We start from the raw sequence: 12424 nt of genomic DNA, 5'->3' as shown, positions 1-12424 counted from the left end.
ATGAGCCTCAGTGTCAAGATCGGTAAGGGCAACGGCTACAAGGCCGCCGCCCGCAAGCGCCGCGCCATCCGCGTCCGCAAGCGCGTCTCCGGTACGCCGGTGCGTCCGCGCCTGGTCGTGTCCCGGTCCAACCGCCACATCCTGGCGCAGGTGATCGACGACCTCGCGGGCCACACGCTGGCTTCGGCGTCCACCCTCGACGTGTCCATCAAGGGCGTCGACGGTGACAAGACCGAGCAGGCGAAGAAGGTCGGAGCCCTGGTCGCCGAGCGCGCCAAGGCCGCCGGCGTCGAGTCGGTCGTCTTCGACCGCGCGGGTAACCAGTACGCCGGGCGCATCGCCGCCCTGGCGGACGCTGCCCGTGAGTCCGGGCTCGACTTCTGACCCGCTCGCCAAGCTGGCGGACGTAAACGAGAGAGGTAAATCCAATGGCTGGACCCCAGCGCCGCGGTAGCGGCGCCGGCGGCGGCACCGGTGCCGGCGGCGGCACCGGCGGTGGCGAGCGGCGTGACCGCAAGCGTGATGGTCGTGACGGCGCTCCTGTCGTCGAGAAGACCGCGTACGTCGAGCGCGTTGTCGCGATCAACCGTGTTGCCAAGGTAGTCAAGGGTGGTCGTCGCTTCAGCTTCACCGCCCTGGTCGTGGTCGGAGACGGCGACGGCACTGTCGGTGTCGGTTACGGCAAGGCCAAGGAAGTTCCCGCGGCCATCGCCAAGGGTGTCGAGGAAGCGAAGAAGAACTTCTTCAAGGTTCCCCGCATCCAGGGCACCATCCCCCACCCGATCACTGGTGAGAAGGCGGCCGGCGTCGTCATGCTCAAGCCGGCTTCCCCGGGTACCGGCGTCATCGCCGGTGGTCCCGTGCGCGCCGTGCTCGAGTGCGCCGGCGTCCACGACATCCTGTCGAAGTCCATGGGCTCCGACAACGCGATCAACGTCGTGCACGCCACGGTCGCCGCTCTGAAGGGCCTTTCGCGCCCCGAGGAGATCGCGGCCCGTCGTGGACTGCCGCTCGAGGATGTCGCTCCCGCAGCCCTGCTGCGTGCGCGTGCTGCCGGGCAGGGGGCTGCGTAATGGCTCGCCTGAAGATCACGCAGACCAAGTCCTACATCGGCAGCAAGCAGAACCACCGTGACACCCTGCGTTCGCTTGGTCTCAAGCGCATGCACGACGTGGTTGTGAAGGAGGACCGTCCCGAGATCCGCGGGATGGCCCAGACCGTCCGCCACCTCGTCACGGTCGAGGAGGTGGACTAAATGGCGGAGCAGAACCCGCTGAAGATCCACAACCTGCGGCCCGCCCCCGGTGCCAAGACCGCCAAGACCCGTGTCGGTCGTGGTGAGGCATCCAAGGGTAAGACCGCTGGTCGTGGTACCAAGGGCACCAAGGCCCGTTACCAGGTGCCGGCGCGTTTCGAGGGTGGCCAGATGCCCCTCCACATGCGCCTGCCGAAGCTCAAGGGCTTCAAGAACCCGTTCCGGGTCGAGTTCCAGGTGGTGAACCTGGACAAGCTCGGTGCGCTCTACCCCGAGGGTGGCGAGGTCACCGTCGAGGACCTGGTCGCCAAGGGCGCGGTTCGCAAGAACTCGCTCGTCAAGGTGCTCGGCACCGGTGAGATCACGGTCGCGCTGCAGGTTTCGGTTGACGCCGTCTCCGGTTCCGCCTCCGAGAAGATCACCGCTGCGGGCGGTACGGTCACCGAGCTCATCTGAGCTCGCGCCTGACAAGCCTTCAAGGCCCGGTTCACTCCTGTTCGCAGGGGTGAACCGGGCCTTTTGTCGTCCCCGCAACACCCGGGGCGCCAGTCGAGTTGAAGCTGAGGGGGCCACGCGCTTCATTCGAGCGGCCACGGACTGTTAGAGTCCGTGGAGTCCACTTGTAGGCTGGCCGCAGGATGTGTCTGCGAGCCGTGCCCGCAGGTGGCAGAACCCACCTTCCGGCCCCGTTTCGATTCGTGCTGGGCCCAGATACACCGTCCCTCCCGCCGCCCCAGGCAGGGAGCTGCAGGAGGCACCGTGCTCACCGCGTTCGCCCGGGCGTTCAAGACGCCTGACCTGCGCAAGAAGCTGCTGTTCACGCTGGGCATCGTGGTCGTCTTCCGGATGGGTGCGCACATCCCCGTTCCCGGAGTGAACTTCACCGCTGTCCAGGCGTGCGTCAGCGCGTCCTCGAAGTCGCCCGGGCTGCTCGGCCTGGTCAACCTCTTCAGTGGCGGCGCACTGCTGCAGATCACCATCTTCGCGCTGGGCATCATGCCCTACATCACCTCCAGCATCATTCTTCAGCTGCTGACCGTGGTGATCCCGCGCCTGGAGGCCCTCAAGAAGGAGGGGCAGGCCGGGACGACCAAGATCACCCAGTACACCCGGTACCTCACCATCGCCCTGGCCATCCTGCAGGCGACCGGCATCGTGGCCACCGCCCGCACCGGCGCCCTGTTCAGCGGCGTGAACTGCGACACCAGCTCGATCGTCCCGAACCGGGGGATCTTCACCATCGCGGTCATGGTCATCACCATGTCCGCCGGAACCGTCGTCATCATGTGGCTGGGTGAGCTGATCACCGACCGCGGCATCGGCAACGGCATGTCGATCCTCATCTTCACCTCGGTCGCCGCCCAGTTCCCCTCCTCGCTCTGGGGCATCAAGACCACCAAGGGCTGGGCCACCTTCGCCTTCGTGATCGTGATGGGCCTGGCCATGGTCGCCCTGGTGGTTTTCGTCGAGCAGGCGCAGCGCCGGATCCCGGTGCAGTACGCGAAGCGGATGATCGGACGCCGTGCCTACGGCGGCACCTCGACCTACATCCCGCTCAAGGTGAACCAGGCCGGTGTGATCCCGGTCATCTTCGCCAGCTCGCTGCTGTACATCCCCGGACTGATCGTCACCCTCAGCGGGAGCACCGCTCCCTGGGCCGCGTGGGTCACCACAAACCTGACCAAGAGCGACAAACCGCTGTATGCGCTGCTGTACTTCGTGCTGATCGTCTTCTTCGCCTTCTTCTACGTCGCCATCTCCTTCAACCCCGAAGAAGTTGCCGACAACATGAAGAAGTATGGTGGCTTCATCCCGGGTATCCGGGCGGGCCGCCCGACGGCCGAATACCTGAACTACGTGTTGACCAGGATCACCTGGCCGGGCTCGCTGTACCTGGGCCTGATCGCCATGGTTCCGCTGGTCGCCCTCGGGTTGTTCGGCGCTTCACAGAACTTCCCGTTCGGCGGTACGAGCATTCTGATCGTTGTCGGTGTCGGCCTTGAAACTGTCAAGCAGATCGAGAGCCAGCTCCAGCAGCGCAACTACGAAGGGTTCCTCCGCTGATGCGTATTGTCCTCGTCGGGCCGCCCGGGGCCGGGAAGGGTACTCAGGCGACGCTGCTCGCCAAGACCCTGTCCATTCCCCACGTGTCCACCGGTGACCTGTTCCGCGCCAACATCAGCCAGGGCACCGAGCTCGGTCTCGCTGCCAAGGCCATCATGGATTCGGGCAAGCTGGTACCCGACGAGGTGACCATCGGGATGGCCAAGGACCGGCTCGCCGAGCCCGACGCCGCCGATGGGTTCCTGCTGGACGGTTTCCCGCGCAACGTGGCCCAGGCGGTCGCGCTGGACGGGACCCTGGCCGAGTGGGGCATCGCCCTGGACGGCGTGCTGGACCTGGAGGTGCCGGAGGACGAGGTCGTCCGCCGGATCGCCGGGCGCAGGATCTGCCGGCAGAACAGCGCGCACATCTTCCACGTGGAGTACAACCGCCCGGCTGTGGACGGCGTCTGCGACGTCTGCACCGGCGAGCTGTACCAGCGCGGGGACGACGCCGAGGACAAGGTGCGGGTCCGGCTCGAGGTCTACCACACGGAGACCGAGCCGATCATCGCGTACTACCAGAAGCAGGGACTCGTCACCACGATCCCAGCCCTGGGCAAGGTGGACGAGGTTACCCAGCGCGCCATCGAGGCGCTGCGGGAGAACAAGGCCACCGTCGACTCCGAGTGAGTCGTCAGACGTAGCGAACCGGCCGCGGTGCCCGCAAGGGCGTCGCGGCCGGAGCACGTTTCGGTGGGCCGCCGCGTACCGTGGAACGGTCGGCGGCAGGGATCGGTGACCGGAAGTGGCATGGGGAAGGCGAGAGCGCATGGTTGAGATCAAGACTCCCGAGCAGATCAGGAAGATGCGGGAGGCCGGCCTGGTCGTCGCTGAGGCGCTGAAGGCCTGCGAGCAGGCGGTCGCGCCCGGGATCACCACCCGTGAGCTCGACGCCATCGCGGCCGGGGTGATCAGCGACCACGGGGCCAAGTCGAACTTCCTCGGCTACCACGGCTTCACCGGGGTGATCTGCGCCTCGGTCAACGACGAGGTGGTCCACGGCATCCCCGGCGACCGCAAGCTCGAGGACGGGGACATGATCTCCATCGACTGCGGCGCCATCGTCGACGGCTGGCACGGCGACTCGGCCATCACCGTCTTCGTCGGCGAGGGCCACGCCCCCGAGGTGCTGCAGCTCAGCCAGGTGACCGAGGACTCGATGTGGGCCGGCATCGCGGCGATGAAGAAGAACAACCGCCTGGTGGACGTCAGCCGGGCGATCGAGTCCTACATCCGCCGGCAGCCGCTGCCGGCCAAGGGCAAGTACGGGATCATCCAGGACTTCGGCGGCCACGGCATCGGCACCGAGATGCACATGGACCCGCACCTGCTGAACTACGTGGACCGGGCCCGCGGCCGGGGCCCCAAGCTGGTCACCGGGTTCTGCCTGGCGATCGAGCCGATGATCAGCCTGGGCACCCCGAAGACCCACACCCTGGCCGACGAGTGGACCGTCAAGACCAACGACGGCACCTGGGCCTCGCACTGGGAGCACTCCATCGCGGTGACCGAGGAGGGTCCGCTGGTGCTGACCGCCTTCGACTGCGGCCGGGCCAAGCTGGCCGAGCTGGGCATCACCGCTGCCCCGGACCCGCTGGCCTGAGCGGCCGCCCGAGCGCCTGCTTGAGCGTTGGCCGAGCGCCCGCCTGAGCGTCGCCCGAGGCGATTTCGCGATCGCTTGTCCGCTGACGTAGACTGCTGTGTCGGCTCACTCGTAGCTTGCCCCTGCATGCCCCCGCCCGGATACGGCGGGGTGGACTTAGCGGTCCTGCGTGAGGTGCCGATTACGGTAGTCGAACCCCGGAAGGCGATACCCGCAGGACATGGCCAAAAAGCAAGGCGCCATCGAGATCGAGGGCACCGTCATCGAGTCTCTGCCGAACGCCATGTTCAAGGTAGAGCTGCAGAACGGGCACAAAGTCCTCGCCCACATCAGCGGCAAGATGCGTATGCACTACATCCGCATCCTCCCGGACGATCGGGTCGTCGTCGAGCTCAGCCCGTACGACCTGACCCGTGGACGCATCGTCTACCGGTACAAGTAAGCAGTAGATCTCGCACCGCGCTGACACGCGGCGCGCTGGACCCGGAGAACCTGAATCACATGAAGGTCAACCCGAGCGTCAAGAAGATCTGCGACAAGTGCAAGGTGATCCGCCGCCACGGTCGGGTCATGGTGATCTGCGAGAACCTGCGTCACAAGCAGCGTCAGGGCTGATCACTTCCCTTCACGGGTCGTAACTCTTCGCAGGACGCGAAAAACAACATGAAGCGGGATGCCCGATCCGCTCGTTCTCCTCAATAGCAGAGAACGGGTGGACTGCCACCCTCGGTCCGGAGGCCGGGGCTCCATCGACGTGAGTCGAAGGGGAGGCATCGCGCCAGACCTCCGAAGGAAACCAGGAGCCACATTCATGGCACGCCTCGCCGGCGTTGATCTCCCCCGCGAAAAGCGGATCGAGATCGCCCTCACCTACGTGTACGGCATTGGCCGTACCCGCTCGCAGCAGGCTCTGGCCGAGACCGGTGTGAACCCGAACATCCGTGTTCGTGACATCACCGAGGAAGACCTCGTCAAGCTGCGTGAGTTCATCGACGCCAACTACAAGGTAGAGGGTGACCTCCGCCGTGAGGTCGCCGCCGACATCCGCCGCAAGGTCGAGATCGGTTGCTACCAGGGTATTCGTCACCGTCGCGGCCTGCCGGTCCACGGTCAGCGCACCCACACCAACGCGCGTACCCGCAAGGGCCCGCGTCGCGCGATCGCCGGCAAGAAGAAGCCCGGCAAGAAGTAGTCCGCCCCACAAACCGGACTTGAATCCGGCCCGCTGGGCTAGCGGACCGACCACCTCAGTAGGAGAAACAGACTTATGCCCCCCAAGGGTCGTCAGGCTGCAGGCGCGAAGAAGATCCGCCGCAAGGAAAAGAAGAACGTGGCCCACGGCCACGCGCACATCAAGAGCACCTTCAACAACACGATCGTCTCGATCACGGACCCCGCGGGCAACGTCATCGCGTGGGCCTCGTCGGGCCACGTCGGCTTCAAGGGCTCCCGCAAGTCGACTCCGTTCGCCGCGCAGATGGCCGCCGAGGCCGCCGCGCGTCGCGCCCAGGAGCACGGCATGCGCAAGGTCGACGTCTTCGTGAAGGGTCCGGGCTCCGGCCGCGAGACCGCGATCCGCTCCATCCAGGCCACCGGCCTGGAGGTCGGCTCGATCCAGGACGTCACCCCCACCCCGCACAACGGCTGCCGCCCGCCGAAGCGCCGTCGCGTCTGACGCACGGCTGCTTCTGAAGCAGCAGTAGTACTCGGGATACGGCCCTCGTTCACGCGAGGGCCGTATCCTTGCTTTCGTCGGCATCAAATAGTGGGTGCCGAAGATCTATCTGGAGGATTCACCCCATGCTGATCGCTCAGCGTCCGTCGCTGACCGAAGAGGTCGTCGACGAGTTCCGCTCCCGGTTCGTCATCGAGCCGCTGGAGCCGGGCTTCGGCTACACCCTCGGCAACTCGCTCCGCCGCACCCTGCTCTCCTCGATCCCCGGTGCCGCTGTCACCAGCATCCGGGTCGACGGCGTCCTGCACGAGTTCACCACCGTGCCCGGCGTCAAGGAGGACATGACCGACCTGATCCTCAACATCAAGCAGCTGGTCGTCTCCTCGGAGCACGACGAGCCCGTCGTGATGTACCTGCGCAAGCAGGGCCCGGGTCTGGTCACCGCCGCCGACATCGCGCCCCCGGCCGGTGTCGAGGTGCACAACCCCGAGCTGGTCCTGGCCACGCTCAACGGCAAGGGCAAGCTGGAGATGGAGCTGACCGTCGAGCGCGGTCGCGGCTACGTCTCCGCCGTCCAGAACAAGCAGTCGGGCCAGGAGATCGGCCGGATCCCGGTCGACTCGATCTACTCGCCCGTGCTGAAGGTCACCTACAAGGTCGAGGCGACCCGAGTCGAGCAGCGTACCGACTTCGACAAGCTCATCGTCGACGTCGAGACCAAGCCCGCCATGCGTCCCCGTGACGCCATGGCCTCGGCCGGCAAGACCCTGGTGGAGCTGTTCGGTCTCGCCCGCGAGCTGAACATCGACGCCGAGGGCATCGACATGGGCCCGTCGCCGACGGACGCGGCCCTGGCCGCTGATCTCGCCCTGCCGATCGAGGAGCTCGAGCTCACCGTTCGGTCGTACAACTGCCTCAAGCGCGAGGGCATCCACACCGTGGGTGAGCTCGTCGCCCGCTCCGAGGCCGACCTGCTCGACATCCGCAACTTCGGTGCGAAGTCGATCGACGAGGTCAAGGCGAAGCTGGCCGGCATGGGCCTGGCCCTCAAGGACAGCCCGCCCGGATTCGACCCGACCGCCGCCGCCGACGCCTTCGGCGCCGACGACGACGACCCGGGCTTCGCGGAGACCGAGCAGTACTGAGCCTGACGGGTACGGGACCGCTTCGGCGGTCCCGTATTCTTGACAGCTGTGCCACCAAGCCGTGCGGGCAACAGTGCCCGTACGCCCGTCCCGGTACCTGATACGGCCGGGAGCCGGAGATTCAAGGAGACACCATGCCCCGCCCCACAAAGGGTGCCCGCCTCGGTGGCGGCCCGGCCCACGAGCGTCTGCTGCTCGCCGGTCTGTGCCGTGAGCTGTTCCAGTACGGCCGCATCACCACGACCGAGGCCAAGGCCCGTCGGATGCGTCCGCTCGCGGAGAAGCTGATCACCAAGGGCAAGAAGGGTGACATCCACAGCCGCCGTGAGGCCCGCAAGGTCATCACCGACATCGCTGTGCTGCACACCCTGTTCACCGAGATCGCGCCTCGCTACGAGAACCGCCCCGGTGGCTACACCCGCATCACCAAGATCGGCCCCCGTCGTGGCGACAACGCCCCGATGGCCGTCATCGAGCTGGTCGAGGCCCTGACTGTGGCCCAGACCGCTGTCGGCGAGGCCGAGGCCGCGACCAAGCGCTCCGTCAAGGAGACCGAGGCTCCCGCCCCGGTCGTCGAGGACGCCGCTCCGGTCGAGGACGCCGCTGAGGAGCCGAAGGACGCCTGATCGTCCTTCGCTTGCTGTGACAGCTGTGACGGGTCCGTTCTCCCCTCGGGGAGGGCGGGCCCGTTCCCATGTACCCAGGTCTCATGGACCCAGGAGAGTTGATGACTGAGTGTGTGGAGGAGTGGGCGCCCCGCAGGGAGGGTCCGGCCGAGGGGTTCGTCCGGGTGCGGCTCGACCTGTCCTACGACGGGACCGACTTCTCCGGCTGGGCCAAGCAGGCCGGCGGCCGGCGGACGGTCCAGGGCGAGCTGGAGGAGGCGATCCGGGTGGTGCTGCGGCAGCCCGAGGTGTTTCCGCTCACAGTCGCCGGGCGCACCGACGCCGGGGTGCACGCACGCGGCCAGGTCGCCCATGTCGACCTGCCGGAGGAGGTCTGGGCCGGGCACGGGGCCAAGCTGCGCCGCCGTCTGGCCGGCAAGCTGTCGGGGGATCTGCGGGTCTGGCGGGTGGAGCAGGCCCCGCCCGGCTTCGAGGCGCGCTTCTCCGCGATCTGGCGGCGCTACGCCTACCGGGTCTGCGACCACCCGGCCGGGGCCGACCCGCTGCGGCGCTCCCATGTGCTCTGGCACGACCGCCCGTTGGACGTGGCCGCGATGAACGAGGCGGCCGCGCTGGTGCTCGGCGAGCACGACTTCGCGGCGTACTGCAAGAAGCGTGAGGGCGCGACCACGATCAGGTCGCTGCTGGACTTCCGCTGGGAGCGGCAGCCGGGGGACGTGCTGCTCGGGCCGGTCATGCCGGAGCTGGTGATCGGGACGGTCCGGGCCGACGCCTTCTGCCACAACATGGTGCGGGCGCTGGTCGGGTCGATGCTGCTGGTCGGGGGCGGGCTGAAGCCGGTGTCCTTCCCGGCCCAGGTGCTGGCCGGGGGCGTGCGCCACTCCGCGGTCAATGTGGTCCGGCCGTGGGGGCTGACCCTGGAGGAGGTCGGCTACCCGCCGGACGCCGACCTCGCCGCGCGCAGCCGCGAGGCCCGCAACCTGCGGGTGCTGACCCCGGGCTGACGGACGGTCAGGGCGCCGCGGTGGCTGCCTCTGCGCGGGCCCGGGTGGCCAGGTTCTCGAAGGCCATGGCGTTCATGTCCGTCCCCGCGGCCAGCGCGGAGGTGTCGGCGGCCGGCACCGGCTTGCCGGTGGTGTAGCCGGCCACGGTGAAGTAGGCGTACCGGCCGAAGGCGTTGACCGAGAGCCGGCAGGCGACGGCGTGGCAGAAGGCCGGCAGGGCGCCCCCGGCCAGCGGCTGCAGATTGCCGGCCAGCGCCTGCTGCTTGACGGCGGCGGCCTGGGCCGCGCTGTCGAAGACGGCGACGCCGACGGTCACCGCGGTGGTCCCGCTGGTGTAGCTGGCCCGGAACAGCTGCCGGCAGCCGTTCTTGGCGAGTACCGCGGCCAGCGGCGGGGTGGCCGCGGGGGCGCAGGCCGAGGCGCTTGTCAGTGCCTGGGTATAGGAATGTCCGTGGACGGTGACGCTCTTGCCGGGGAAGAGCGTCACCGCGCTCAGCGGTGCGGTGTCCGTGCCCGCGCTGGAGATCAGGGCCACCGGGTCCGGGCCGGCCGGGCTGGGCGCGGGGGCGGGTGTGGTGGGGGTCGCGGCTGACGGCAGCGGCAGCGCGGGAGCGGTCGAAGGAGCCTTCTCGGCCACCGGTTTGACGGAGTGTGAGCCGAGCAGCGCCGTACAGGCGCCGACCAGGCCGATCAGGGCGACCACGGCCACGCCGAGCCAGAGCAGCCGGCGCGGCCGGTCCCGGTCGGTCCGCGGCTCCGCGTCGGCCGGGTCCGGCCGGGGGTCGGGGTCGGCCGGGGTGCCCGGCCTGACCGCGTAGCTCGTCAGCGGCTCCGCGGTCGGCGAACCGGCCTGCTGCGGCTCGGGGACGGGCAGGTTGGGCGCGCCCGGCCGGACCCGGAACTGATGCCGTTTCAGCCGGTCCGAGACCGGGTTGCCCGGACCGTACTTCGTGGGAATGCGTCCCGATCTGTCCGCGTCCCGGCGCGGGAGCGGCTTGGTGGCGTTGTCCCGCGCTGACCCGTTGCTCATGGCGACGCATCCTAGACCCGACCGCGCCGCGGTCGGCAAAAAACCGGTTTGGGCTGCGGAGACGGGCAGCGCAGAATTGCGGCTATGGGACATGTCGAGATTTCGCACCTGGAGTACAACCTGCCGGACGGGCGGGTGCTGTTCGACGACGCGTCCTTCCGGGTGGGGGAGGGCGCGGCAGTCGCCCTGGTCGGCGCCAACGGGGCCGGCAAGACCACACTTCTGAAGATCGTCGCGGGCGATCTGCAACCGCACGGCGGCACCGTGACCATCAGCGGCGGCCTGGGCGTGATGCGCCAGTTCGTCGGCACCACCGGGCGGGTGGCCGAGGCGGACGAGGACAACCAGCACGTGCTCCCGGCCGACGCCTCGGTCCGCGACCTGCTGGTCTCGGTCGCGCCGCCGCGGATCCGCGGCGCTGCCCGCGCGGTGGACGCCTCCGAGCTGGCGATGATGGCGCAGGACGACGAGAAGACGCAGATGGCGTACGCCCAGGCGCTGTCCGACTGGGCCGACGTCGGCGGCTACGAGTACGAGACCACCTGGGACGTCTGCACCACCGCCGCTCTGGGCATGCCGTACGACCGGGCCCAGTTCCGCGGCCTGAACACGCTCTCCGGCGGCGAGCAGAAGCGGCTGGTGCTGGAGGCCCTGCTGCGCGGTCCCGACGAGGTCCTGCTGCTGGACGAGCCGGACAACTACCTGGACGTCCCTGGCAAGCGCTGGCTGGAGGAGGCGATCCGGGCCACCCCCAAGACCGTGCTGTTCGTCTCGCACGACCGGGAGCTGCTGGCCAGCACCGCCGACAAGATCGTCAGTGTGGAGACCGGCGCGGGCAGCAGCGAGGTCTGGGTGCACGGTTCCGGCTTCGGCACCTTCCACGCCGCCCGCGAGGACCGCTTCGCCCGCTTCGACGAGCTGCGCCGCCGCTGGGACGAGAAGCACGCCCAGCTGCGGAAGCTGATGCTGGACATGCGGGACTACGCCGCCCGCAGCCCCGACATGGCCTCGCGGTATGCGGCGTCGGTCACCCGGCTGCGGAAGTTCGAGGAGATCGGCCCGCCGCCGGAGCCGCCGCGGAAGCAGAACATCGCCATGCGGCTGCGCGGCGGCCGCACCGGGGTACGGTCGCTGACCTGCGAGAAGCTGGAGCTGACCGGGCTGATGAAGCCCTTCGACCTGGAGGTCTTCTACGGCGAGCGGGTCGCCGTGCTGGGCTCCAACGGCTCGGGGAAGTCGCACTTCCTGCGGCTGCTGGCGGGCCAGCAGGTCGCGCACACCGGCAGCTGGAAGCTCGGCGCGCGGGTGGTCCCCGGGCACTTCGCGCAGACCCACGCGCACCCCGACCTGTTCGGCCGGACCACCCGGGAGATCCTGGAGTCCGAGCACGCGCTGGACCGCAAGGCGGCGATGAGTGTGCTGCGCCGGTATGAGCTGCATCACCAGGAGGAGCAGCGGTTCCAGGACCTCTCCGGCGGCCAGCAGGCCCGGCTGATGATCCTGCGGCTGGAGCTCTCCGGGGCCACCGCGCTGCTGCTGGACGAACCGACCGACAACCTGGACCTGGACAGCGCCGAGGCCCTGCAGGAGGGCCTGGAGAGCTTTGCCGGAACGGTCGTCGCGGTCACCCACGACCGCTGGTTCGCCCGCAGCTTCGACCGCTTCGTGGTCTTCGGCTCCGACGGTCGGGTCTACGAGGCTCCCGAGCCGGTCTGGGACGAGTCCCGGGTCACCCGGGAGAGATGACCCCGAAACAGGACGTAGACTGGAGAACGGCTTGCGGGATACCGCGGTCCCGATCGGGCGATTTTGACCCGTACGGCTCCGTCCCGGTATCCTGCGAGTTCGTTGTGCGTATTGGCTCGCTCCATCTCACGTGAGAGGTCGGTACGCCGGTCCAACCGGCCGATAAGCAGCGACGCGCCCATCCGATTGCGTCCGGGGAAGTGCGTCTCGGCTGCTTCCGATCGTCCGGGTGGTC

At 68.5% G+C, this 12424-nt stretch carries 16 protein-coding genes; 15 read left to right on the top strand and 1 reads right to left on the bottom strand.

What is annotated here, in order from left to right; genetic code table 11:
- The 14 genes from rplR (at position 1) to truA (ending at position 9413) form a co-directional block, all read left to right on the top strand.
- Positions 1-384 carry a 50S ribosomal protein L18 gene (gene rplR / locus ACXKR8_RS20135; RefSeq protein WP_380504269.1) on the top strand — a complete coding sequence of 128 codons (384 nt, stop codon included), beginning with the start codon at positions 1-3 and terminating at the stop codon, positions 382-384.
- A gap of 44 nt (positions 385-428) precedes the next feature.
- Positions 429-1073: a 30S ribosomal protein S5 gene (rpsE, locus tag ACXKR8_RS20130; protein ID WP_458274277.1), complete on the top strand. Its 645-nt coding sequence runs from the start codon at positions 429-431 to the stop codon at positions 1071-1073.
- A complete protein-coding gene (rpmD, locus tag ACXKR8_RS20125) occupies positions 1073-1255 on the top strand; it encodes a 50S ribosomal protein L30 (protein ID WP_030251557.1) in 183 nt (60 codons plus the stop codon). Before rpsE ends, rpmD begins: the two co-directional genes overlap by 1 nt.
- Positions 1256-1711 carry a 50S ribosomal protein L15 gene (gene rplO / locus ACXKR8_RS20120; RefSeq protein ID WP_458274276.1) on the top strand — a complete coding sequence of 152 codons (456 nt, stop codon included), beginning with the start codon at positions 1256-1258 and terminating at the stop codon, positions 1709-1711.
- Between the two features lie 303 nt (positions 1712-2014).
- Positions 2015-3319 carry a preprotein translocase subunit SecY gene (secY, locus tag ACXKR8_RS20115; RefSeq protein WP_458274275.1) on the top strand — a complete coding sequence of 435 codons (1305 nt, stop codon included), beginning with the start codon at positions 2015-2017 and terminating at the stop codon, positions 3317-3319.
- Positions 3319-3990, top strand: a complete 672-nt coding sequence (locus ACXKR8_RS20110; RefSeq protein ID WP_458274274.1) for an adenylate kinase — start codon at positions 3319-3321, stop codon at positions 3988-3990. Before secY ends, ACXKR8_RS20110 begins: the two co-directional genes overlap by 1 nt.
- A gap of 139 nt (positions 3991-4129) precedes the next feature.
- The gene (map, locus tag ACXKR8_RS20105; RefSeq protein ID WP_458274273.1) at positions 4130-4963 is read left to right on the top strand and encodes a type I methionyl aminopeptidase; all 834 of its coding nucleotides are present in this window, start codon (positions 4130-4132) and stop codon (positions 4961-4963) included.
- Between the two features lie 220 nt (positions 4964-5183).
- Positions 5184-5405, top strand: a complete 222-nt coding sequence (gene infA, locus ACXKR8_RS20100; RefSeq protein ID WP_003956442.1) for a translation initiation factor IF-1 — start codon at positions 5184-5186, stop codon at positions 5403-5405.
- Positions 5406-5464: 59 nt separating this feature from the next.
- Entirely contained in the window at positions 5465-5578 is a 114-nt protein-coding gene (gene rpmJ, locus ACXKR8_RS20095; protein WP_018682809.1) for a 50S ribosomal protein L36, read from the top strand.
- A gap of 196 nt (positions 5579-5774) precedes the next feature.
- Positions 5775-6155: a 30S ribosomal protein S13 gene (gene rpsM, locus ACXKR8_RS20090; protein ID WP_458274272.1), complete on the top strand. Its 381-nt coding sequence runs from the start codon at positions 5775-5777 to the stop codon at positions 6153-6155.
- Between the two features lie 75 nt (positions 6156-6230).
- The gene (gene rpsK, locus ACXKR8_RS20085; protein ID WP_380504245.1) at positions 6231-6638 is read left to right on the top strand and encodes a 30S ribosomal protein S11; all 408 of its coding nucleotides are present in this window, start codon (positions 6231-6233) and stop codon (positions 6636-6638) included.
- Between the two features lie 125 nt (positions 6639-6763).
- On the top strand, positions 6764-7783 hold the full coding sequence (locus ACXKR8_RS20080) for a DNA-directed RNA polymerase subunit alpha (RefSeq protein ID WP_123497011.1): 1020 nt from the start codon (positions 6764-6766) through the stop codon (positions 7781-7783).
- A gap of 134 nt (positions 7784-7917) precedes the next feature.
- On the top strand, positions 7918-8409 hold the full coding sequence (gene rplQ / locus ACXKR8_RS20075) for a 50S ribosomal protein L17 (protein WP_458274271.1): 492 nt from the start codon (positions 7918-7920) through the stop codon (positions 8407-8409).
- 101 nt (positions 8410-8510) lie between these two features.
- Positions 8511-9413, top strand: coding sequence for a tRNA pseudouridine(38-40) synthase TruA (gene truA / locus ACXKR8_RS20070; RefSeq protein WP_458274270.1), 903 nt, complete (start codon positions 8511-8513; stop codon positions 9411-9413).
- A gap of 7 nt (positions 9414-9420) precedes the next feature.
- Here truA and ACXKR8_RS20065 read toward each other — a convergent pair whose 3' ends face one another.
- Positions 9421-10443, bottom strand: coding sequence for a hypothetical protein (locus ACXKR8_RS20065; protein WP_458274269.1), 1023 nt, complete (start codon positions 10441-10443; stop codon positions 9421-9423).
- 84 nt (positions 10444-10527) lie between these two features.
- Here ACXKR8_RS20065 and ACXKR8_RS20060 point away from each other — a divergent pair, with 84 nt between their 5' ends.
- The gene (locus tag ACXKR8_RS20060) at positions 10528-12189 is read left to right on the top strand and encodes an ABC-F family ATP-binding cassette domain-containing protein (RefSeq protein WP_458274268.1); all 1662 of its coding nucleotides are present in this window, start codon (positions 10528-10530) and stop codon (positions 12187-12189) included.
- The last annotated feature ends 235 nt before the right edge of the window (positions 12190-12424 follow it).

This window comes from Streptacidiphilus sp. PAMC 29251 (genome assembly GCF_054208735.2).
The sequence above is the reverse complement of the archived record's forward strand: the minus strand, read 5'-3'. Positions and strand labels throughout refer to the sequence as shown.